This is a genomic window from Desulfosporosinus sp. FKA (assembly GCF_002196785.1).
GTDB classification, from domain to species: Bacteria; Bacillota; Desulfitobacteriia; order Desulfitobacteriales; family Desulfitobacteriaceae; genus Desulfosporosinus; species Desulfosporosinus acididurans.
On the sequence record NZ_NAHZ01000012.1, the window covers coordinates 1 to 21,847 of the forward strand.

24 protein-coding genes and 1 pseudogene are annotated in these 21,847 nt (G+C 40.0%); 17 read left to right on the forward strand and 8 right to left on the reverse strand.

Going from position 1 to position 21,847, the window contains the following annotated elements; all coding sequences use genetic code 11:
• Window positions 1–287 precede the first annotated feature (287 nt).
• Window positions 288–515: a hypothetical protein gene (locus B5771_RS02175; protein ID WP_088186047.1), complete on the reverse strand. Its 228-nt coding sequence runs from the start codon at window positions 513–515 to the stop codon at window positions 288–290.
• A gap of 140 nt (window positions 516–655) precedes the next feature.
• Between B5771_RS02175 and B5771_RS02180 the strand changes: the two genes are divergently transcribed.
• Together B5771_RS02180 and B5771_RS02185 are read left to right on the forward strand one after the other, a co-directional pair.
• Complete coding sequence (locus B5771_RS02180; protein WP_088186048.1) at window positions 656–1,417, forward strand: biosynthetic peptidoglycan transglycosylase; 762 nt, start codon at window positions 656–658, stop codon at window positions 1,415–1,417.
• Between the two features lie 301 nt (window positions 1,418–1,718).
• On the forward strand, window positions 1,719–1,826 hold the full coding sequence (locus tag B5771_RS02185; RefSeq protein WP_140417673.1) for an aspartyl-phosphate phosphatase Spo0E family protein: 108 nt from the start codon (window positions 1,719–1,721) through the stop codon (window positions 1,824–1,826).
• A 594-nt stretch (window positions 1,827–2,420) separates the two neighbouring features.
• On the opposite strand, the gene B5771_RS24065 is transcribed toward B5771_RS02185, so the two are convergent.
• From B5771_RS24065 to B5771_RS02195, 3 genes are all read right to left on the reverse strand, one after another.
• Window positions 2,421–2,594, reverse strand: coding sequence for a hypothetical protein (locus B5771_RS24065; RefSeq protein ID WP_172408125.1), 174 nt, complete (start codon window positions 2,592–2,594; stop codon window positions 2,421–2,423).
• Between the two features lie 19 nt (window positions 2,595–2,613).
• Window positions 2,614–2,736, reverse strand: a complete 123-nt coding sequence (locus B5771_RS24985) for a hypothetical protein (RefSeq protein ID WP_282433307.1) — start codon at window positions 2,734–2,736, stop codon at window positions 2,614–2,616.
• Between the two features lie 365 nt (window positions 2,737–3,101).
• Complete coding sequence (locus tag B5771_RS02195; protein ID WP_088186049.1) at window positions 3,102–3,758, reverse strand: manganese efflux pump; 657 nt, start codon at window positions 3,756–3,758, stop codon at window positions 3,102–3,104.
• Between the two features lie 316 nt (window positions 3,759–4,074).
• Between B5771_RS02195 and B5771_RS02200 the strand changes: the two genes are divergently transcribed.
• From B5771_RS02200 to B5771_RS24070, 4 genes are all read left to right on the forward strand, one after another.
• Window positions 4,075–4,761, forward strand: coding sequence for a PspA/IM30 family protein (locus B5771_RS02200; protein ID WP_088186050.1), 687 nt, complete (start codon window positions 4,075–4,077; stop codon window positions 4,759–4,761).
• A 74-nt stretch (window positions 4,762–4,835) separates the two neighbouring features.
• Complete coding sequence (locus B5771_RS02205) at window positions 4,836–5,768, forward strand: TIM44-like domain-containing protein (protein WP_088186125.1); 933 nt, start codon at window positions 4,836–4,838, stop codon at window positions 5,766–5,768.
• Window positions 5,769–5,998: 230 nt separating this feature from the next.
• Complete coding sequence (locus B5771_RS02210; RefSeq protein WP_088186051.1) at window positions 5,999–7,273, forward strand: LCP family protein; 1,275 nt, start codon at window positions 5,999–6,001, stop codon at window positions 7,271–7,273.
• 244 nt (window positions 7,274–7,517) lie between these two features.
• The gene (locus B5771_RS24070; protein WP_172408126.1) at window positions 7,518–7,658 is read left to right on the forward strand and encodes a hypothetical protein; all 141 of its coding nucleotides are present in this window, start codon (window positions 7,518–7,520) and stop codon (window positions 7,656–7,658) included.
• A gap of 234 nt (window positions 7,659–7,892) precedes the next feature.
• On the opposite strand, the gene B5771_RS02215 is transcribed toward B5771_RS24070, so the two are convergent.
• Complete coding sequence (locus B5771_RS02215) at window positions 7,893–8,954, reverse strand: DUF6076 domain-containing protein (RefSeq protein WP_088186052.1); 1,062 nt, start codon at window positions 8,952–8,954, stop codon at window positions 7,893–7,895.
• 140 nt (window positions 8,955–9,094) lie between these two features.
• On the opposite strand from B5771_RS02215, the gene B5771_RS02220 reads away from it, so the two are divergent.
• The 5 genes from B5771_RS02220 to B5771_RS02235 all read left to right on the forward strand — a co-directional run bounded on the left by B5771_RS02220 (window position 9,095) and on the right by B5771_RS02235 (window position 12,655).
• A complete protein-coding gene (locus tag B5771_RS02220) occupies window positions 9,095–9,607 on the forward strand; it encodes a hypothetical protein (RefSeq protein ID WP_140417674.1) in 513 nt (170 codons plus the stop codon).
• A 6-nt stretch (window positions 9,608–9,613) separates the two neighbouring features.
• On the forward strand, window positions 9,614–10,969 hold the full coding sequence (locus tag B5771_RS02225) for a hypothetical protein (protein WP_088186054.1): 1,356 nt from the start codon (window positions 9,614–9,616) through the stop codon (window positions 10,967–10,969).
• A gap of 101 nt (window positions 10,970–11,070) precedes the next feature.
• Entirely contained in the window at window positions 11,071–11,532 is a 462-nt protein-coding gene (locus B5771_RS02230; protein WP_088186055.1) for a transposase, read from the forward strand.
• Between the two features lie 118 nt (window positions 11,533–11,650).
• Window positions 11,651–11,836 (forward strand): hypothetical protein, encoded by a 186-nt coding sequence (locus B5771_RS23725; protein ID WP_140417675.1) that lies wholly within the window; start codon window positions 11,651–11,653, stop codon window positions 11,834–11,836.
• Between the two features lie 3 nt (window positions 11,837–11,839).
• Window positions 11,840–12,655, forward strand: a complete 816-nt coding sequence (locus B5771_RS02235; protein WP_088186056.1) for a hypothetical protein — start codon at window positions 11,840–11,842, stop codon at window positions 12,653–12,655.
• A 433-nt stretch (window positions 12,656–13,088) separates the two neighbouring features.
• Here the strand turns inward: B5771_RS02235 and B5771_RS02240 are convergent, their stop codons facing one another.
• Window positions 13,089–14,270, reverse strand: a complete 1,182-nt coding sequence (locus B5771_RS02240; protein ID WP_242966702.1) for a polysaccharide deacetylase family protein — start codon at window positions 14,268–14,270, stop codon at window positions 13,089–13,091.
• Window positions 14,271–14,555: 285 nt separating this feature from the next.
• The gene (locus B5771_RS02245; protein WP_088186057.1) at window positions 14,556–15,062 is read right to left on the reverse strand and encodes a hypothetical protein; all 507 of its coding nucleotides are present in this window, start codon (window positions 15,060–15,062) and stop codon (window positions 14,556–14,558) included.
• 227 nt (window positions 15,063–15,289) lie between these two features.
• On the opposite strand from B5771_RS02245, the gene B5771_RS25165 reads away from it, so the two are divergent.
• The 5 genes and pseudogenes from B5771_RS25165 (at window position 15,290) to B5771_RS02270 (ending at window position 19,499) form a co-directional block, all read left to right on the forward strand.
• Window positions 15,290–15,514, forward strand: a complete 225-nt coding sequence (locus B5771_RS25165; protein WP_348982926.1) for a hypothetical protein — start codon at window positions 15,290–15,292, stop codon at window positions 15,512–15,514.
• A gap of 218 nt (window positions 15,515–15,732) precedes the next feature.
• A complete protein-coding gene (locus B5771_RS02255; RefSeq protein ID WP_088186058.1) occupies window positions 15,733–16,248 on the forward strand; it encodes a hypothetical protein in 516 nt (171 codons plus the stop codon).
• Window positions 16,249–16,440: 192 nt separating this feature from the next.
• The gene (locus B5771_RS02260) at window positions 16,441–16,671 is read left to right on the forward strand and encodes a hypothetical protein (RefSeq protein ID WP_088186059.1); all 231 of its coding nucleotides are present in this window, start codon (window positions 16,441–16,443) and stop codon (window positions 16,669–16,671) included.
• Between the two features lie 492 nt (window positions 16,672–17,163).
• Window positions 17,164–17,775 (forward strand): annotated as a pseudogene (locus tag B5771_RS02265) (reverse transcriptase domain-containing protein); the annotation flags it as partial.
• A gap of 320 nt (window positions 17,776–18,095) precedes the next feature.
• A complete protein-coding gene (locus tag B5771_RS02270; protein WP_282433311.1) occupies window positions 18,096–19,499 on the forward strand; it encodes a recombinase family protein in 1,404 nt (467 codons plus the stop codon).
• Between the two features lie 71 nt (window positions 19,500–19,570).
• Here the strand turns inward: B5771_RS02270 and B5771_RS02275 are convergent, their stop codons facing one another.
• Window positions 19,571–20,134, reverse strand: a complete 564-nt coding sequence (locus B5771_RS02275; RefSeq protein ID WP_088186062.1) for a manganese catalase family protein — start codon at window positions 20,132–20,134, stop codon at window positions 19,571–19,573.
• A 146-nt stretch (window positions 20,135–20,280) separates the two neighbouring features.
• On the opposite strand from B5771_RS02275, the gene B5771_RS02280 reads away from it, so the two are divergent.
• Complete coding sequence (locus B5771_RS02280) at window positions 20,281–21,813, forward strand: recombinase family protein (RefSeq protein ID WP_088186063.1); 1,533 nt, start codon at window positions 20,281–20,283, stop codon at window positions 21,811–21,813.
• The last annotated feature ends 34 nt before the right edge of the window (window positions 21,814–21,847 follow it).

The following is a 21,847-nucleotide window of genomic DNA, read 5'->3' on the forward strand; positions in this document are numbered from 1 at the left end:
TCGCTGTTCCCAGAGCTGCAGAGTTTCAGCTGTGGATTTCAACCTAAAAACCTCCCATCTGATCACTTGTCTAGAGTGTATCAGATGGGAGGTTGAGCTACACGACGGTGTTTGTTCCACCGCTTACAATTTAGTCAATGTAAAGTTCATTAAACCTCATAAGAAATACATATTAAACTTAATTCAGGAGTATTTGTATAAGCGCTGTCCGCTCTCACCAATAGTGAGGGCACTTTTATGGCCTAAATTAAATAAGCCACCAGCATCGCTGATGGCTCTCAGGAAAATTAAGCTTTTTTGGTTACGTGTTTACTTGCTTGTTTACTACTAGCTTTTAGTTTAACGGTCTTATGGACGGTTTTGGCTTGTTTAGCCTTATGATGTGTACTCTTTGCTGTTTGCGAAACTTTGAGTTGATGCGCCGGGGAAACGGTTTTAGCATTTGCGATGCTGGCTGTTCCTAGTAGTAACCCGAACATTGAAATAAGTGCAATACCGATCTTGATTCGTTTCATTGAAGATCAACTCCTTAAATGTGATGTAACTATTATTAGCTGTTCACAATTTGTTATGTACAAAAGCATGAACTATGTTTAAGGAGATGGTCCAACGTCAAGAATGGAAATATTAGATTGCTTAATCTTGGAGGAATATCGTGAAACGAATAACTAGAGGAGTTGTAAAACTCCTTCTACTAGTATCGGTTACTTCGATAGTTGGTTGGTACGGACTAAAATATTATTTTAGAGATATTAATAGGATTTCTACACAAGTGCGTAATAAGGTTATCGTCCAATTACAGACCCAGCATAGTCTATTCTTATCATACGATGACATACCGACAATTTACCGAGAAGCTGTCATAGCTACAGAAGATCGTAGTTTTTCGATTAACAAAGGAATTGATTTGCGGGGAACATTACGGGCAGTTAAAGTGGATATTAGTCATGAACACCCCCTTCAGGGTGGATCGACGATTACACAACAATTGATTCATAATACCTTGTTAGCAAATACCTCTAAATCATTTCCGCAAAAGTTCCTCGAAAGTATCTATGCAATTGGACTCTATGACACGATGAGTAAGCAAGAAACATTTGCCTTCTATGCCAATGTCATTTACTTCGGTCATGGGGCTAACGGATTGTATCAAGCAGCAGAGAAATACTTTGGAAGAACTCCGTCAGAATTGAACGCAGGAGAATTAACCATGCTTGCAGGTATTCCTAATGCCCCAAGTGTTTATGATCCATATCATAACCTGATACTCGCTCGGCAACGGCAACGTATTGTCGTGCAGTGTATGGTCGATAATGGAGTCATTAACAAATCACAGGCTGAGCAGATTCTTAGTGAACCTTTAGAATTGAAGGGGTCTATTTCATCCTCTGGAAAGGCAAATCTAATTCTAGTTTAGATTTTAATGTTTCTGATTGTGAACAGAGTCCCAGGCGCGGTAATTTTTCACAAATGTATAATGGAATTTTCATATATACTTCACGTAACCTTAAATAATATGGGGTATCCTATTAAGCATAAGGGAATTCCCACCATATCAGATTGAAAGAGATGGTTTATTATGAGATTGATCATTACATTATTATCATGTGGCTTTTTGTTCACACTATTGAGAGGTTTCGCAATTTCTGAATAAAAGCTAAAGAAAGAGTGATATTATTATGGAATTGGAATAACGAATTGAAAAACTGAGATTGTAAATGATAAAAGTTGCAGCAGATAAAGACCTAAAGGATTCAAGAGTGATTAAAGTTAGTGATACGCTGGACAGATTGATTAATGAATTTTATGCTAAACGAACAGCCTAAGGGTATGGGCAGGGCTACATATCTGAACTTCAGACATGGTTTAGAAGCCGTTCTTTTCTTAAGTCGGACGATATTTATTATTTCAATACGGACCCTTGAATTTAATAATTCGGATTCATCCAAAACCTACTAAACTCGATAAGTTGCTTCCCCTCGGCTGTAAGTATTCTTCTTCTACCATGGCATTCTTTACAGACAAAGAACATGGGTTCTGTCGGCAGGTCTGACTTTACCTTTTCTAAGTGGCTAATTGATCTGCCGGGGTTCGAAACGAATCTAGTTTGGTCCAAAACTGGACCCACTGTGGATTTTCAATCCTTCCGAGTCCAGAACATCTTGGGCACGGTTTATCAAGAACCTTTAGGCCGATCATGTCCATTCTCTGTTCGTGGATAATTACAATCATATAGTATTCAGCAAATAGCATTAGGGAAATATATTTATTACTACAATTTTTATATTAGGATAGAATTACATAATAGCCAAATCTTTGGACAAGATATCCAAGAAATATATCGTCCTACCTATAACTCTCATCTATAATTGATGGGAGTTTTTTACTACTATCTTGCTCCCAGCTTTCTATTAAGTACCTTAAATATTCAATCGGCTATCACCCTGTATAGATGATAGCCGATTGAATTTAGAAATCACACCTAAAGCGATAAGAATCAAAATAGCGATGGCAATAATTCCAGCACCGATGCAGCTTCCTCCCTCACCAACTGCTCCCCCCATACCATATACACCATAGCCCATTCTGTACATCAATTTTCCTCCTTCCTAATTAAAATACTATACCCATTGCAATAAGCAGAAGAATAATTACAACCACTACACCGATTCCCGCGCCAAATCCAACACCTGTTCCACAAGCACCGCCATCGACGCCAACTCCGCCAAATGCCATTGACTTTTCTTCCTTTATTTAGAGAAAGCACATAATATGTTCAGATTGGAATATATGGAACAATATAGGTGCAGAAATGCAATACAGATTAATACCTGTATTTCTAATACTAAAAGAAACATAACTTTTGAATCAATGTTTTAATAAAACATATAATCCCACTCCGATAAGGATTAACCCTTCTAGTCTAGGAAGTAATGAATTTAGGCTGATAAATTGAGTACTCTCTACAGTTGAATCTTTAACCCTCTTATACATAAGTAATCGCTCCTTGGACTAAATAATAAGATTTTGAAGAAAATTTAATGTCAAGCAGGAGGGATAGTTCCACTCCTGCTTTCTTCCGGAATGAAACAGAATAATCGCTAGTTCATTATTTGATGGATGCCCACCAATATAAGTAGAATCGCTGAAATTGTGGTCGCTCTTTCTCCAAATTTTTCAGAAGCAAATTTAAGTCCAAACATTGCACAGAGACCAGTGCATAAGAAGGAGAACAAACCGGACACAGTTGCCATCGTCAAAATGTTAAGTTTTGTTATACCAGCGCTAAACCCGCCTGCCAAATTGTTAAGGGATAAAGCTATCCCCAGAATTATTGATTCTGTAAGACTTATCGACTTTGAATTATCCAGATCGGCTTCCTCAGGGTTACGTAACACGCGAAGCAAATGATTATCTGAAAATTGATCGATCGTTTGATCAGTTTGGTGTTGCTGACTAAATACATATACAGCTTCGGGAGCTTTCGTAAAAAACTGTTGGGCTAAAACATAAATCCCAAGACTAATAAGAACTAACATACTAATTAATTGACATGTAAACGGGGTAAGCCAGTGTGAAATCAAATGTCCAAAGAGGCCCCCTCCTAGAGCCAATACGAAGCCCATTAACGCGATAATCGTATTGGAGATCAATGGAATTCCAACTTTCCTTACACCATATGCAATACCTACTCCGGCGTTATCAATATTAGATGCGATTCCGATTGCAAAGATAAGTAACAGATTATTTAACGCCACTTAAACCACTCCTCAATTTTAATATGCTTCATCTTATTAATGTCTTTGAGGAGTTGCGCAAGTACCAGGACATTAAGGGTTCCATGGTAAATAATTCTAGTTTTGTAATCAGTAAATTTAATAGTATTTCCTAATAGGGGAGAATTTCTGAATGATTTTGTCATCAATCATATAAGTTAACCTTCATGAAGATTTCATAGATTGTTCGAGATTTACACAATAAACAGTGTTATAATGCTTACATTAAAGATAGAGTTGAAGTGAGAGTTTGAACGATAACTATTGGTTTTCAGTGGTTGAAAGGAGAAAGGAAGCAATGGGGTTGTTTAGTAAGGTAAAAGATCTATTTCAAGCAAATACAATGGATCTTATTGCAAAGGCTGAAGATCCTGAAAAAATGTTAAATCTTTATGTTGAACGTGCGACAGAGGAAGTTCACAATTTTCAAATTCAAGTTAACCGTGCTCTTGCGGATAAGATTCAACTTGAGGAGCGTATTCAAGGCTTGAATAAGGAAATTACAGTGAGGAGCGAACAAGCTGCACTTGCTGTCCAGCAGGGTAAGGATGACCTGGCGAGGACTGCTCTAACGTATAAAAACCAAGCTGAGTCCAGCAAGAGAGAGTATGAGTCTCAACTTGCCGAACAGGCAAAATCAGTTGAAGATCTTCAGGATAATCTCCATGTACTTTCGGAGAAACTGGAAAAGGCAAAGCTGGAGCGTAATAACCTAGTTATACGTCAACGGCGGGCAGAAACCATGAAAAAGGCAAATGAAGCTGTATCTGGACTTTCTTCCCACGACCCCTTGGGAGATTTTGACCGGATGAAAGATCGGGTTGAACGCATGGAGGCGGAGGCCAAAGCGACCGGTACAATGGTTCACACAAGTACAATTGAAGACCAATTTGCAGAACTAGAAGCAAGCAAAGTTAATTCTGAGATTGAGGATGAGTTAGCTCGACTTAAAGCAGGAAATAAAATCGAGTTAAATAAGAATTAGGCTTTTCTATTAAAGAAAGCCCCAATGGAAGATTACAAGTATTTTCAAAGAGACGTTTAGGATCGGTGATTGGCATGAATTCTAGGATCAAACGTATAGCGGTAATTCTAACAACTCTTATTCTCTTGGGAAGTCAAGTTTCGCTGGCCTTAGCCCGTGGCGGTGGCGGTCTGGGCGGAAGTTTGGGTGACAGTTTGGGAGGAGGATTCAGCGGTGGGTCTTTCTCTGGAGGGGGCTATTTGGGAGGTGGAGGACTCGGCGGGTTCTTTCCGATTCCTTTCTTCTTCGGTGGGTATGGAGGATCGGGAGGAATATTTTTCCTCGTTTTGCTGTATATGGCGTGGCGATTCTACTATGCAAGCCAAAATAGACGAAGATGGGGCCGTAATGATCGTTCCCCATCAATGACGAGTTCCAGATCAATGAATAATGATGGCTCTTCCAGGGAGACGGCTGTAGATTTAAATGGCCGCCCGATTTCAAATTCGGAAAATCTTCAGCGCTTTGGTAAAGCGATAAACTATACACGCGAGAATATGAACTATTTAGCAGAAACCTTCCCTCGTTGGGATCGAGATTTTCTTGTCGGAAGGGTTCGCCAGGTTTTCTTCTGGCTGCAGGATGGCTGGAGCCGACAGGATCTTTCGCTAGCAGAAGAGTATCTAATAATTACGTTGAACAATAAATACCAAGCGGATCTGCAAGCTATGAAAGCTCGCGGAGAGAGGAATATAATCAAGGAACCTATTTTGAACACCTGGGATATTGAGTTTATCCAGAGTCATTTAGATGAAGAATCACAGTATTTTATTGCCATGGTTTCTGCGAGTTTAATTGACTATACAGTAGATAACTCAGGAAAACTAATATCCGGAAACGATAATCACAGACTTTACTTTACAGAATTTTGGAAGTTTGTTTGGCAGGATGAGAAGTGGCTATTGGCAAGTATTTATCAGGAAGACACATTGGAAATAGTTAAAATTGCTCGCGGAATAGAAGATTAGAAATGTTTACAGTTTAGGCAAATCTATAATTATTTAAGAGCCTGTCTTCGTATGCTTAGGAGACAGGCTTTTTATGTTACCGATTAGATCACCCTATAACAAGTAACGATTGTGTATATTTGATGGTTCGGGTAATAACCCATTAGATAGAGGGAGAGAAATATCAAATGAATAAATAATTGTGAATTGATCAATAATATGAAAGAAACTATACTTTACAGTGAGGAATTATGACTGGGCATAAATATCGATATATTAAAATAGTTTTATCTCTATTATCCATCCTTGGAATATTTATTGGCTTAAAATATTCAACAAGTTTTGGTAATAAAGCTAAAACTGAATCAAAACAAATTAAGGTTAATATAGGAAAAACACTTACGAGTAAGGTATCTGGAATAAAAGGGCCTATCAATATTTTATTAATTGGAAACAATGCACGGGATGCAACTAACCCTTTATCTCTAGGAACTGCAGCTGGGGAAGCGGACATTTTAATTGTGGCGCATGTCGACCCGGATTCGCATAAGATCAGCTTGATTTCTGTTCCCCGCGATACGTTAGTTGCAATGCCCGAATATAAAGAGTCCATCCCTAAAATTAAATCTTCCTTCCAGTTAGGGCTACAACAGAGCCCTGAAGAAGGACCGAAACAAGCCATGAAATATGTGTCCAGGCTTACAGGTTTAAACATTGCTTATTACATCGTAACAGACTTTAAAGGCTTTGCTGATGCCATCGATGCTGTTGGTGGAATACAGGTCAATATTCCCAAACGACTTTATGATCCAGATCATAGTGGGGCAAACTTTCAACCTGGATTGCAGACTTTAAATGGTGAGCAAGCTTTAGCCTTTATTCGTATTCGTCAAAATATTGCCGGGAATAATGATCGAACCGATGATTTTCAACGTCAGGATGCAGAACTGGAGATTTTAAACTTACTTAAGACAAAACTACTAACATCCGGTACAAACTTTTCCGAAATTGAAAAACTTCAAGAAACATGGAAGAATGATGTAGCAACAAATATCCCTACACCAATGTTAATAGGCATGGGGTTGGAATCATCCGGTTCATCAGTGGAACTAATCCGTCTTGGCTCTATTAAAGACTCAATGGACATTGCGAACACACCGTTTGATGGCATAAACCAAGAGGGCTATTTATCGGGTGCTTTTTATGATGTTTTAGATCCAAAGGTAATTAGTCAAACATTACAACCATATGGAGCCATTGGGGCTTCTACAGGATTACCACCAATACCGGATCCGGAGACCATTGAGGTAAATGTTTATGGTTCCCAAACAGTCTTAAATAAGCTACAAAATGCTAAATTTGACACACGATGGATTAGCCAGGATTACGGAGGAAGTCAAGAAATGATCGTTTATCCAGAGGGAGAAATTATGGCTGCTTTTTCTGTAGCGCGATCTTTAGGAACTGGGAATGAGTTAATTTCACCATCACAAACGGCAAGTGATATAACAGTATATTCTCCATAAAAAACTACAAGAAAAGCAACCTGTTCTTGAAGTCTGCGGCTTTTTTGAGCAAGATCTATTTAGTATAGAATACCATGAAATTTTTGCCCTAAGACATCTACAAATACTTTAAAAGATTGCTAAAGCACCATACAGCAATGGGAGATTTTGCTTGTAGTTGGTATTATCATTCTTGACTTGTTTGAAAAAATGTTATGCATTTATAAAGTATAATTGGATGTGAATATCTAATGGAGGAAGACCTATGGATGCCTCAATGAGAATAATCCTACTTCGTGACGGAGATAAATGTAAATTTAACCCCGAATTAATGGATGCAAGAAATAAGTTTACAATAGGACAGTTAGAAAATGAGTATTTTCAATGGTCGTATGAATTAATATAAAAAAGTAAAGCGACCTTCAAGTGCTGAGGTCGCCTTTTTGGTTTATACTGCAAAGATTTTTCCTTAATCTCTAAGCCTCGGTCATTGATTCGTGGACAGGCCTATCCGTATAACCCAATTCAAATTAATATTGATGACAAGATATTGGAAGTCCGAGTGTTACCAGATTTGCTGACCGGTTATGAAGGAACCAAACTATAACAGATAAATCAGTAAAGAAAATCTGCAAGAATATTAGATCTTAAGCCATTCTTCGTAGTCAGTAGCTGAGAGAGTTCCAACTCTAGCCTGCGAAAGTTTTTCACGAGCTTGAGTGCACCAGGTATTAAACTCGGCCTTAGACATTCGGCCTTTTTTTACCCGAGCATAATGTGTTTTGTATGCCCTGTTATATATTTTAAGGGGATAATCTTCTTCAAGCTTTTTCTGGAAAGCGCGTTTTGAGCCAATTTCAGAGCAGGGCTTAGTTTCACCTTCAACAATCCTGTCGCAATATTCCACATTTAAGTTGGTAACAGTAAAGTATTTATGGCAATGGCGGCATTTTTTGATTAGAGTATTGTTTAAAATCATTTGATGAATTTCTAGAAATAGTAACTGGTATATGTTGCGGATTTTATATTCTTCAAAGGTCTCTTCAGTAGAGATCTGTTTGGCAACATCAATTGTTTGCTGCAAGCACCTTAATGCCTCGGGATGAACATCTTGATTGCGATGGTAATCCATTAAATCGCCGACCAAAGTAACGTGGTGATCTACGCCATTAATATATTCTAAGCGACGATAATTCGACGTGTAGCCTCGCTGATGCGGATTTCTAAAGGACATCTGTTTAGTGAGTATCATCTCGGGCTGGTCTGAAATATTATTAAAAATGTTGCCAAAAAGCCAGACACGTTGAGGAATTGTGAGAGAGTTTATCTGTGGTGCAGTAGTATCAAGTAGCCCAAAAAGCCACCGTCTAGCAGCATCCTGAACGCCCAATACACCGAAAAAGCCTTTAACTGGCAAAAGAGGTAGGGGTAAATCGCTTTCTAAATTAATGAAAGTTTCATATTGCTTAAAAAAAATTTCGGCGGGGTCTTCATCCTCTAAAAAAAGCAAATCAGAGGTTAAGGCGTTGAATCTCTCAAAGTACCAATCCTTACTGTAGATAGGGGAAAATTCGGGGTCAAAGTCGAAGCCTCTATCGTGGTAACTAGATTGAATTAATAGAGCATTAAAATAATCGCCGATGGTCTTAGTCAGAGTTTCTGTACTTTCGTACTCGAAGTAAGGGTGTGCTACAGATAACAATTCCTGAAGGCCATCTCAGATGAGTTTTTTTTGTACCATTTATCTAGCTCTTTCAATTAAGCGTAGCTACTATTGGGTAGAGGTTTTGTTTCAGAGAAGGGCGCAAATTTTTGAAAAAAATCCATCATAGGAGTAAAGATTTGATTGAAAAGCGGAAGCGACCTATCCTGAATGTGGCTAGCATTCCTGAAGAACTGAAATCACATCGACAATGGGTTTTTTGGAAATTAGAGATGCGTAAGGAAAAACCTGCTAAGATTCCATACCAGGTTAATGGCCGTCGTGCCGATAGCACAACTCCAAGGACTTGGGCTATGTATGAAGATGTTGTCCAATTCGTTTGGAATAACCCACATGTGTACAACGGTATCGGTTATGTATTTGCCAAAGACGATGGATACACTGGAGTGGATATGGACAAATGCATTGATAAAGACGGTCAAATCTCCAAAGTTGCCCAGGAAATGATTTGTATTCTCGATTCTTATACCGAAAAAAGCCAAAGTGGCGAAGGACTTCACATTATTGTTAAAGGTAAGAAGCCTTGGAAACTCAACCGCAAAGGTAAGTTTGAAATGTACGACCAAGATCGGTATTTTTGCTTTACGGGAGATCATCTCGAAGGGACTCCTACCGTGATTCGCGAAAATTAAAGCGGTTTGAATAAGGTTTATGCGAAGATCTTTCCCAATGCCAAAAGGTTAGTCAAAGTACCCGGCCCAAATACCCCTTCGGGTTCCTTATCCGATCAGGACCTTATTGCCAAAGTAAGTTCAGGTCGGAATGGCACTAAATTCAGCAACCTTTATCAGGGAGACTGGGAGAAGTATTTCCAATCTCAGAGCGAGGCAGACCAAAGTTTCTGCAACCTGCTTGCGTTTCATACCAATGACACTGAGCAGATCGATAGGATTTTCTGTGACAGTGGGCTTTATCGGGAAAAATGGGATAGGGATGATTACCGATCGATGACCTTTGATAAAGCCCTTGGATTTGACGAATCTTCCACTTCAGCAGGTAGGAAAAGTCAAGCAGATATCCTCTTAGAATTAATTGAAGCTATAGGGATTGAACTATTCCACGATTCAGCATCTGTCACCTATATACGTTTTCTTGTAAATGGTCATGTAGAAACTTGGTTAACAAAAGCTAAGGCTACAAAATTATGGCTAGCGGGACAGTTCTACGAGGCCACGAGGAAGGCAATAGGACCGGATGCTTTGAAACAGGCGCTGGGTGTTCTGGAAGCAAAGGCACGGTTTGAAGGGCCTAAAATTGAGTTATCCCTCCGGGTAGCTGAACGGGAGAACACTTTCTGGTACGACTTGGCTAATGATGACTGGCAAGCAGTCAGGATTGAACCGGGGGCATGGCATGTCGTGGGTGAGGCACCACCATTGTTTATTAGCAAGATGAATAAGGCGTTGGAGTTTTTAGGCAAGCCTTATTCGACCAAGGAAATTGATTGGGAGACCTGTATTTATTTGGATATGAAAAATGGCTATGATATTGAAGTTTCCGGTATTAATCACCCTGAAAAGGGCAGTTATTGTAATTATGTATGCGTTTGGGATGTGCGAAATGGTAAAAATCAAGGAGCTAAGTCCGTTGAATATGTACGCGACATTAAGAATCTGCTAGAGCTGAAGACGACTCTTGACAAACTCTGTGAGAATTATGGCCGCAAAGATTTGATCAAGTCTGAAGGTGTCATGTTGGTCAAGGATCAAGAATTACTTGAACCGTTTCACAATGAGTATCATCAGCTGTCTGCGGAAATGAAAGAACGTTTGGGTTGCTGGATTAATGACTATATTCAACCAGCGAATACGATGAATCATCAGCAGAGCAGTTATACCCTAAAACATCTGGCGGAGAATGGATTAGATCATTATATATCGAATGATCAATTAAAAATGGCGATGCTGTATGCCGGGTATAAACCGATTAACTCTAAAGAGCTAAATTGGCATTTTAAAATCCGTAACCTTAAAAAGCATAAGTCTCATTCATAAACCTGTTATTGGAAGTGTTATGAGTACGACTGATTGACTAAATAGTGGCTCTCGAAATAAAAACCTGAGGGCCCTTTCTATTAAGGAGGTGCCAATAAACTATGGCAAAATCTAAGTGGCCCCAGGTAAAAGAGCAGTTACAGCTTGTTGAAGGTTGGGCTAAATTGGGCTTAACCGAGGAACAGATAGCCCATAATTTGGGGATTGGCCGAAGTACTCTGGGTGAGTTTAAAAATAAATACCCGGAACATCAATCGGCGCTGAAGAAGGGACGAACGGTTGCTGTGGCTGAATTAGAGAATGCGCTTTACAAAAGAGCCCTCGGGTATGATTATGAAATCTCGCGGACGTCCCTTAGAATGATTGACGGTAAAGAAGCAAAATTCGTCCAAAAAATACGAAAGCATATGCCCGCCGATGTTGGAGCGATCATAATCCTACTGAAAAATAAAGACCGGGGCAACTGGTGTGATAACCCTGAAAAACAGGTATTGGATCGGGAAATCTTTGAATTTCGGAGGAGAATAGAACTTGCTTGGCTCTATGGCGATGAGAAGGAATAGAATTGGGGGTAGACATCTGCCCCTTTTTCCGTCTTAAAATACCTTGACTTGCAGGGACTACAGAGCGTTAATGGACACACCACCTAAAAGGCAAAAACAGGAAAGGTCGTGTTCATTGATGGATAGCGAGATTAGAACTTACAAAGTCCGACACCATGGAGGCCGGGAGCTGATTGTTCCTGCGAAAAATGGCACTGAGGCAAAACGTAAAGCCTGTCGGTTTTGGGGATATCGTCCCAACGACTGGTGGATGGGGATTACGGCCTGCTCAGCAAAACTCATCTCATCTGGAAAGGTGGGATGATAAATGACTAACGGAACGTTCATCTATTCCATGAGGGTAAGTGGTATAGAACGAAAAAAGGTCGCTAACGCTATTGCCGGGGTACTTGGTATGGAAATAGAGTATATGGGTGCACCTACGTTTTGTTACCGTGTGGGCAAATGGGTGATTGACCGGGAAGGTCTTATTATCTCGCCTGAAGTTACCTTAATGGAAAGAGATTCCTTTTGCTCCATTCTCGATACACTAAAAACTGCTGAGGCCATAGCAGAGGGTGATGCAACCGTAACTCTTTCGATGACTAGCCATAACGGCAACACTCTCCGAAATCTTGTGAATCTTCTTTGGTGCAAACAATCTCTTATCCGAAAATCCCTGGCTAGGGTGACAGACATCATTCCGGAGAGTCTAATCACCGCAATCAATTCAGTACCGATTGATACCTTGGAAGAAGTTGCGACGGTTATTAACGTCGGTATCGACAATGGTGTGATTAAAGGTGATTGCCAAATAGATTTTAATATGGCCGAGAAGACATTGAGTTCTAGCTTTTTTAACGCTAGCTTGGATATTGATGAGATATTTGCTTTTGCGTTTTTTTGCCAACAGCTAAGTAAGCAATCAATCCAGCAAAAGTTTTCTTCTATTAAAATTAGAGAAGCGGTGAACGAAAAATATGCTATGCGCTGTTTCTTGCTCAAGTTGGGATTGATAGGGGAGGCTTATAAAGTTGCTCGTAAGATTTTACTAAAGAGACTTGATGGAGACTCTAGTTATCGCACGATTGAAGCCAAACAAGCAGCAGAAGCTAAGCGTAAGAAAATTGCAAGTGAGAACTGAAATCTACAATTGGGAAGGAATCATTAGATTATTGTTTAAGTGTATCAAGGAACTTCTAGGGAGGTTCCTTTTTTGCTGGCCAGATAGGCCAAATTTTACCCCCCCACCTTGCTTTTTAAGAGGCTTGCCTGCTGCCGTGTTGCATACCTCCGTAGAACTCGCCGCCAAATTTTGAGTTAAAAAGGACCAAACTTTTATAAAAAATTTGAAAAGTGGCTAAAAGTTTAAATAAGTGCGGAAAAGTCTGCAGGAATGGTTGCCCAAAAGTATATAACCACTGGGGATGTATCCAGCATCTGGACATTCTAGAGTCCTAAAAAAAGAGAATTAAAGAAAATGAATCACTAAAATTTAACCTGCAAGGATTGATGTAGTAACGAACCCCGGTATTTATCGCGATACTATGGACCATTTTTATAAAGTCTCAGTATGTTTATGCTCCCCAAGTGCCAGAGTTTTCAGGAGTATTAGAGGCTCCGGGAGTATTAGAGGCTCCGGGAGTATTAGAGGCTCCGGGAGTATTAGAGGCTCCGGGAGTATTAGAGGCTCCGGTAGTATTAGAGACTCCGGGAGTATTAGAGGCTCCGGGAGTATTAGAGGCTCCGGGAGTATTAGAGGCTCCGGGAGTGTTAGAGGCTCCGGGAGTATTAGAGGCTCCGGGAGTATTAGAGGCTCCGGAAGTGTTAGAGGTTCTAGGAGTGCTAGAAGTTCTAGGAGTTTTAGGATTTCCGGAAGTAATAGTACTGGTTTCGGTAGACGTTGTTGGTGTGGGATTGGGGACGGGAATTGGTGTTTTTATCCAACTAATTGTTAAAGGATCTCCAGTTAATGCCTGGGTTAAATCAGCTATACCTAAATTCTGTTTCTGAATGATGTTCAATAGCTTTATAAGTTCCTGATCCAGTCCAGGAACCCAATGTAAAAGTATAATATCTCCTGCCTTAAGACCCAGTCCACTTCTAGTAGTAAATCTGGAGTTTTCCATTTCTGCATCCCACATTACGATATATTTAATTCCGGAATCATGGGCTGCTTGTCCGACTTCAGAATTGAAATCCCCGTAAGGTGGCCGTAACTCATTGGGTGGTGAACCGAACTGGCTTAAATAATCTATAGGTTGAGAGATCTGATTTTTTTGATCTGTAGGTGACAAATGCGTTAAATAAGGGTGGCTAAAAGTATGGTCTTCAATATGCCCACCTGACTTTACGAATTCATGCCAAAAGTCGGGATGTTTCTGAGTAGCCTGTTCTATAAGAAAAGTAGTAATGGGTAGATGGTATTGTTGCATTAACTTTATAACTTCTTCGTTTGGATACCAACCGTCATCAATAGTGATATAGACTACGGGCTGTTTCTCCGGAAGTTCATACACCACTTTGATTGGGCCAGCCGAGGTTCTCGTGGGATTTAGTTGATCCAATGATTCGGAACGATTGTTATTTAAAGTTGCATTGGCAGATGACGGGGGCTTATTAGGTTTTTTAAGTGAATTAGAACCATTAAAAAAATAATTTTTCACGAAAACTGTAGTGGAAATAACGAGCACCAAAATAAAAAAACCTAAGATTTTACCATAATCTGATCTTCGAGGACTAGCTTTGCCATACATCATTAAGGCTGTTGCTCCTTCCATAAAATTCCATAATCAGTAATTCGATAAATAAGATAAATCTCCTCTAGAATTATCCAATAATTAATTAATCAGCTTTAGCCAATCGTTTCGAATGTGCAGGTGTGAAGCTAAGTGAATTATGTAGTTTGAAGGATGTAAGAGTATTTTAAACCACATATGTTTAAGTAGAGAATTAAATAAATAGAGGTACGTATTACTAAGAAAAAAGTTACCTTCCAAAAGATTTAGAGCCAATTGGAGGATAACTTTTTAATTAACTATTATTTAAGCTTTTGATTCTTTCGCAAGGGTGGTACCATTTGATCCTTCGATAATGACTTCACCAGAAAATTTAGGCCATCCTAGAACAGCATTGGCTATAGCAGTTGCAACTTTCTTGTCAGTGTGAAGACTAGTATTAATTGTGACACTCTTACCATTGACCGCTATTCGAGAGATGTATTTATACCAAGATTTTTCATGAGAGCCTGGTCCATAATTTGTTTTCAAATATGCCTTTATTTCATTAGTAAGTTCTGTGCTTGTTTCGGATTTATTAGTTGTGGATTTAGAACTAGTTTTTGCTAATTTAGATCCCTTGGAAGTTGGAATAGATGATTGCTCGGTTGTCGGTGTCATCGTAGAAAGAGTTGCTTGGGCATTGCCTGGGGCTTGTTTTTGAGTCGATGAAAGCATTTTACTATTACATCCTGTAGTCGCTAAGGTAATAATCGTGATTCCGGCTGCTATAGATATAATCGTTTTTAAACCCTTTCGTTTATTCATTTTCATTGTGGCTCCTTCCATTATTTGTACAAGTAATAAATTATATGAGAGCTTGTAAGATTAATGACCAATTTTCATACGATTAAAGTGATTAGTTAATCGCAAATAATGATTTGGCCTAAATTAACGGTTGACTCTTTAACCTCAAACGAAAACTAACATCCCTCAACGATTTGTCGATGAGGGATGTTAGAGGGAATCCCATTGTATGGAACCTCGCGAAGAATGGTTAATTGCCCATAATCAATGCCCAGTGTGCCGGAACAAACTGCTACATATCGGAGGATGCACCGAATGTATTACGAGTGATTGGGCGAAGTGTGGCTGAGTTGAAAGTCGTTATGGCTCCAATCGAAATGATTACATGGTTTGATATCCCCGGCACACCGCGTCCCATCCGCTTTAGGTATGACGGAAACATAGTTAAAGTTGAGATGATTAAACGAATATCTGAATGAGTGCCAAAGTGAGATTCATGGGCAAATGAGAACTTTTGAACTCAAATATGAGCTGAAGTATGTAAATGGTTTTTTGTGGAAGATATAGCTGAAGAAAAGGAAAAGCCCAGCCTAGAATTCTTTAAAAACAGGACTTAAGTCCTGCTTTATTCTCAGGGAACTCTCAGTTTTGATTGTTAGACTATGTTTGAAGCGATAATCAGAAAGGAAGATGTTTAATGCGTAATTTAAAAGTTTTACTGACCTCAGGATTGGTGATAGGTTCTTGTCTATTTTCTGCCTTGCCAGCTATGGCTGATACAGCGGCACCAGTCGCGCCTACTGTTAATCCCAACACCACATATTGGACACAGATCAAGGCACTACGCCAAACGGACAAAGGATTAGGTGATACATTACAAGGGTTAAGACAAAATATTCAAGCCCAACGTAAGACGGATTGGACTCAAAAGAATTATACCGTTCTATTAAATGCAAAAAATGACCAGATTTCAATGGTGAATGATTACACCACAGCACTTACTGACAGGTTAACCCTAAGAAAAGATGAGCTCCAGTTGGATATTGATCGCCAAGGCAAAAATGAAACGAATATAACCACAGACTTACAAAACATCATCACCGATTTAAATAATCAAATCAGCGCCAGAAAGCAGCTAATAACGGATGCTCAAAAGATCCTAGTGGATTTGGGCGGAAGTACTGCCAGTACCTCAACAACCACAGTCCAATAGAGAAAAAATTTTAGTTGATGGCGTCCATTACTGGCACTCAGTTAGGAAGAACAATTGACTTGCAATCTAGCCAATACAGAGCTAACATCACTACACCCGGACAATCTGGCGGGTGTAGTGATGTTTTTTTTGAAAGGAATATGTTCCCACAAGCCTCGCTAAATTACTGTGTTGAGGAAGGAGATGAGCCACATGAAAAAAATACGCACCATTGAGAAAGCACCAGTCTTCCATGAGCAACTTAAAAAACATAGAGTTTGCGCCTACGTCAGGGTTTCCACTAACCAATCCGAGCAGCAGGAAAGCTTTTCAGCCCAAGTCCAGCATTACACTTTCTATATAAATAACAATCCAGAATGGACCTTTGCAGGCATTTATAGTGACCAAGTTCGCCCAGATAGGGTTTTGTTTAGAGTAGCATAACGGAGCTACCACCCACGATAACGGGTGTGCCAACCTGCTTTACCGTTGGGGGAAACCTGATACGGGAAAATAGCACGGCAGGAAAGCAACAAGTTAAGCGAGGACAACGCTTACGACTCAGTTGCGATGGTAAGTGGATATGAGGAATAGCCTACGTTTGGCGAATGTGAGGTCTGAGTTTCCATTGTGTAGGGATTGGGGAAAATGTCCTGGCACCCCAAGTGTGATTAGCTATATGTACCTTGGTCGCATATAGAGTTATCGATAAAATCACACAACAGGCACGAGAACGTGTACTAAAGGACCGAAAGCAGCTCCGACAATCCACAATCCGATAAACAAAATCAACTGAGGATTACCTAAACAGGACTCACATCCTGCATGGTAACGGAGTTCCCATAGTAGTCCGAGGCAGGGAAAGCCTGCTACATGGCGAAGGGGAACAGTTAGTAAATTCCAAAATATGAAAGGTGAAAGGGAGGAGAAACCTCAATGAAACCAACATCTGATATTTTGGAGCGTATTTTCCAAAACTCAAATGACCACAAAGACGGCGCTCAAACCCGCCTTTATCGCTACCTTCTAAGGGAAGACATCTATTACAGTGCATACCAAAAGCTATATTCCAATAAAGGCGCAGCCACTAAAGGTATTGATAATGATACTGCGGATGGTTTCGGCAAGAAATACGTTGACTGTCTAATCTCAGACTTGAAAAACCACACCTACACGCCAAAACCGGTACGCCGAGAATATATCAAGAAAAAGAACGGTAAGCTGCGGCCATTAGGAATACCCTCGTTCAGAGACAAACTGTTACAAGAGGTTATTCGCAGGTTTCTGGAAGCAATTTACGAGCCGATGTTCAGTGAGTTTTCACATGGCTTCAGACCGCAAAGGAGTTGCCATACAGCCCTAAAGCAGACACGTTGCTATTTTAAAGGTGCGAGATGGTTCATTGAAGGGGATATTCGGGGCTGTTTTGATAATATCGACCATGACAAGTTAATCGAGATATTGCAAAGAAGAATTAAAGACAGTAAATTCCTAAATATTATCCGTCAATTCCTGAAGGCGGGATACTGTGAGGACTGGCGATACAATCACACGGCACATCTATAGCGCTAAGAGCAACGACAGCATAAAAGCAAGACTAAACGCTGGAATATGTGAGCTTTGCGGGAAAAGAGGCCAAACAGGTTATGAGGTTCACCATGTGTCAAGCCTAAAAGGATTAAGCGGAAACACACATTGGGAACAAGTCATACAATTAAAGCGCAGAAAGACGCTAGTTGTATGCGATGATTGCCATATGGCAATTCATGTTGAGTAAAAGAAAATATGTTAATTACTAATGGAGAGCCGTGTGCGTCGAGAGGCAAGCACGGTTCGGCGGCGAGGGAACATAACCCTTAGCCTACGGTATATCCGGCAAGAACGCGGCAAAACGACCTGAGTTTAAGAGGATGGTCGAGGATGCTGAGAATAAAAAGTTTGACATGATTATAACGAAGTCAATCAGTCGCTTCGCTAGGAATGTTCAAGATTGTTTGGAAACTGTACGAAAACTTAAACTTCTTGGGATTGCTGTCCAGTTTGAAAAGGAACAAATCAATACTTTAACAACCGAAAGCGAACTAATGCTTAGCATTCTGAGCTCAGTAGCCGAAGAAGAACTTGACTCCATTTCCCAAAACATGCATTGGAGTAATCAACGCCGGTTTAAGAAAGGTAAGTTCTCAGTTAACACAAAACGCTTCCTTGGCTATGATAAAGACCGAGAGGGAGATCTAATAATAAACGAGGATCAAGCCGCCATTGTCAGGAGAATCTTTAAAAATTATCTTTCCGGCCTGGGTGCTTCCCGAATAGCTAAAGGACTTGAAGCTGATGAAATTAATAATATCTCCGGGAGGGTTAAATGGGCCGAATCAAGCATCCGCGATATTTTGAAAAATGAGAAGTATGCCGGAGACGCACGACTTCAAAAGACCATTACAACGGCCCTATATAATAGGAAGAAAAATTCTGGCGAAGCCCCAATGTACTATGTGAAGGATAGCCACCCAGCCATTATTAGCCGAGAGGATTTTGAGAAAGTCCAAGATATAATGGCAGATAGAGCCAAGTCAAGAGGAAACGTTGAGGGTAATCGAGAGAAATACACAAATCGATATGTCATAACTGGAACCATTGTTTGCGGCCACTGTGGAAACACATTTAAAAGGCATATAGACAATTGCGGAACAGTTGCGGAGTCAGTTTGCTGGATTTGCAACACTTATGGTAAAAATTCTTGTGGGGTTGGGAGGGTTAAAGAAGAGACGATTAAAGGTTTGTTTGTCAGGGTGTTTAACCGGATTTATGATGACCGGGCCAGGTTACTGGCAGATTATGGGACAAAGCTGGAGCGAGAAAAGTTAACAGAGTTAGATAATGAGCGTATCGCGAAGTTGGATGAGGAAATTGAGAAACTCATCAAACAAGAACGGGCGCTCTTTTTAATAGAAGAAAAGGGCTATGTAGACCATAATATTGTGAAAGTTGAACACGAAGAACTGGTTAAAACCTTAACCCAACTTCAAACAGAACGATCCGATTGGATGACTGAAATTAATAAGCGAGATAATCGATTGGCGAGAACCCTGGAACTCGAAGCCGTACTTGAGGCACAGAATGGCAATCTCACAGAATTTTACGATGATTTGTATCGGAAGATAGTCGAAAAAATAGTGGTTAAGGAACGAACCAAATTGATATTTCAATTAAATAACGGCCTTGCTTTTGAGGAAAGTTACACCTTGAAGCGAGGCCACGATATTTTCTAAGGGAGGTTTTTATAATGGCAACAGTAACAGTATACCTAAATAATTGAAGCTGAATAGATTTGATCATCAAATCAATCAGTTGTTTTCCCGGAATACTCAGAGCCACAATATTTTTGAAGGGCTTTACTAAAGAGACAAATATGAACCTTTTCGTCCAATATGATTCGCTGAAGTATTGCTTGTACATGAAAATCCTCAATGTAGCGAATGTGTTTTTGGTATTCTTCTATTGCTTTATATTCAGCATCAATGTCTGCTTTCAATTGCTCACATAGATTTGTTCCATAATAAATGAATTTTCCAGACCAAAAATTCCCTTGAAGTGAACTTTTGGAACCCCTTATACCTGGATTTCCCCCAAGTTTAATTATTGTATCCGCCAGTATTTCCATGTGAAGCATTTCGGCAATTGAAACATTTTTTAGTAAATCTCCAAGCTCCTTATCAATTTGGTCAAATAAAAAATGATGATAAAGATATTGACTAATGGCAGAAAACTCACTAACTATACCCGCATAGTCATCCATTAATATTTCAGCATATCTGAGATTAGGCCTAAGAACTTTCACTTCAGGGTAGGGAGATGGGTCAGAGTATTCCCCTCTTTTATGTCTTTCATAATTAGTTTCGCTCATCACATTGCCCTCCAAGAAAAAAACTATTATATCTATATGTTATGAAAATATTGGTAGGAGGTACATGTTTCTTGGTAAACTACTTCAAAGTTAATTTATAAATTGCCTTACAATGCCACGATATTTTCTAAGGGAGGTTTTTATTAATGGCAACAGTAACAGTTATTCCAGCAAAACCGATGCAAGAGTTAAAAGGTCTAGAGGCTACGGCAAAACTCAGAGTTTGCGCTTATGCAAGGGTTTCAACGGATAATGAGGAGCAAATTTCCAGTTATCAGGCGCAGGTCGAACATTACACTTTTTACATCAAGAACAATTCAGCTTGGGAATTTATCTCGGTATATTCGGATGAAGGAATCAATGGAACCAACACCAAGAAACGTGAGGGTTTCAACCGAATGATTGAGGATTGCATGGCGGGTAAGATAGATATGGTTATTACCAAATCAATTTGCCGGTTTGCTCGAAACACTCTCGATACTTTGAAATATGTACGGCTACTCAAGGAGAAGGGGGTGGCTATATTTTTTGAAAAGGAAAATGTGAATATCCTCGATAGTAAAGGGGAATTTTTAATAACCTTGCTTGGAAGCTTAGCGCAAGAAGAGAGTTCCAATTTTTCTCAGATCACCAAGATGGGGATCAGTTACAGGTTTCAAGAGGGCAAGGTTTTAGTTAACCATAACAAATTCCTCGGGTACACCAAAGACGATCAGGGGCAGTTAGTTATAGTCCCAGAGGAAGCCGAGGTAGTGCGGCGGATTTATCGGGAGTTTCTTGATGGCAAAAGCCCCTATAAAATAGCCAGTAATCTGCAAAAGGATGGAGTTATTACTGGGGCTGGTGGTTCGAAGTGGTATGACAGTACGGTCATTGGAATACTCAAAAATGTGAAGTATATGGGCGATGCGCTGTTGCAGAAAACCTACACGACAGATTTTTTGACCAAAAAAAGAGTTAAAAATACTGGACATGCAGCTCAGTATTATGTCGAGGATAGTCATGAAGCTATTGTTTCTAAAGAAGAGTTTGCAGCAGTGCAGGCGGAATTCGAAAGACGGTCAAACTTGCGAGGTTATTCTAAGACAGGGAAGAGTAAGTTCACCAGTGACTATGCTTTTTCTGGGAAATTGTTCTGCGGGAATTGCGGGAGTAAATTCAGACGCAGCAAATGGGGAAGTGGTAAGAATCTGCAGATTGTATGGATATGTATTAACCATCAAACTGGCGATGGTTGTGATATGAAGAGTGTCAAGGAGAAGGCTTTGGAGCAGGCATTTGTAAGGGTTATGAACAGAATCATTGCCAATAAAGAGGCCTATATAATAGAAGAAACTAGTGGGCCGAAGTTTGACTTTGAGGCTATTGATGCCAAGATAGCGGAGTTACAGCATGAGTTGATGGATGCGATGCGGAATAATCAGGAGTATTCAACTGCTGAGATTGAAAAGTTGCAAGGGCTTAAGCAGAGAGTGAAGGGTGATGAAGCCGAGAGAGTATGGAAGGGTAGGATGGCAGAGGAATTCAAGGCCTATCTGGATGCTAGGGGGAGTGAGCAGGTTGATAAGTTTGATGAAGATATATTTAGGAAGTTGGTTGAGAAGGTCAAGGTGCAGTCGATGGTTGAGGTGGAGTTTGTGTTTAAGGTGGGGGTTGAGGTAAAAGAAATACTAAAATAGATGTATCCCAGTCTCACAGAAACCATAATTACGA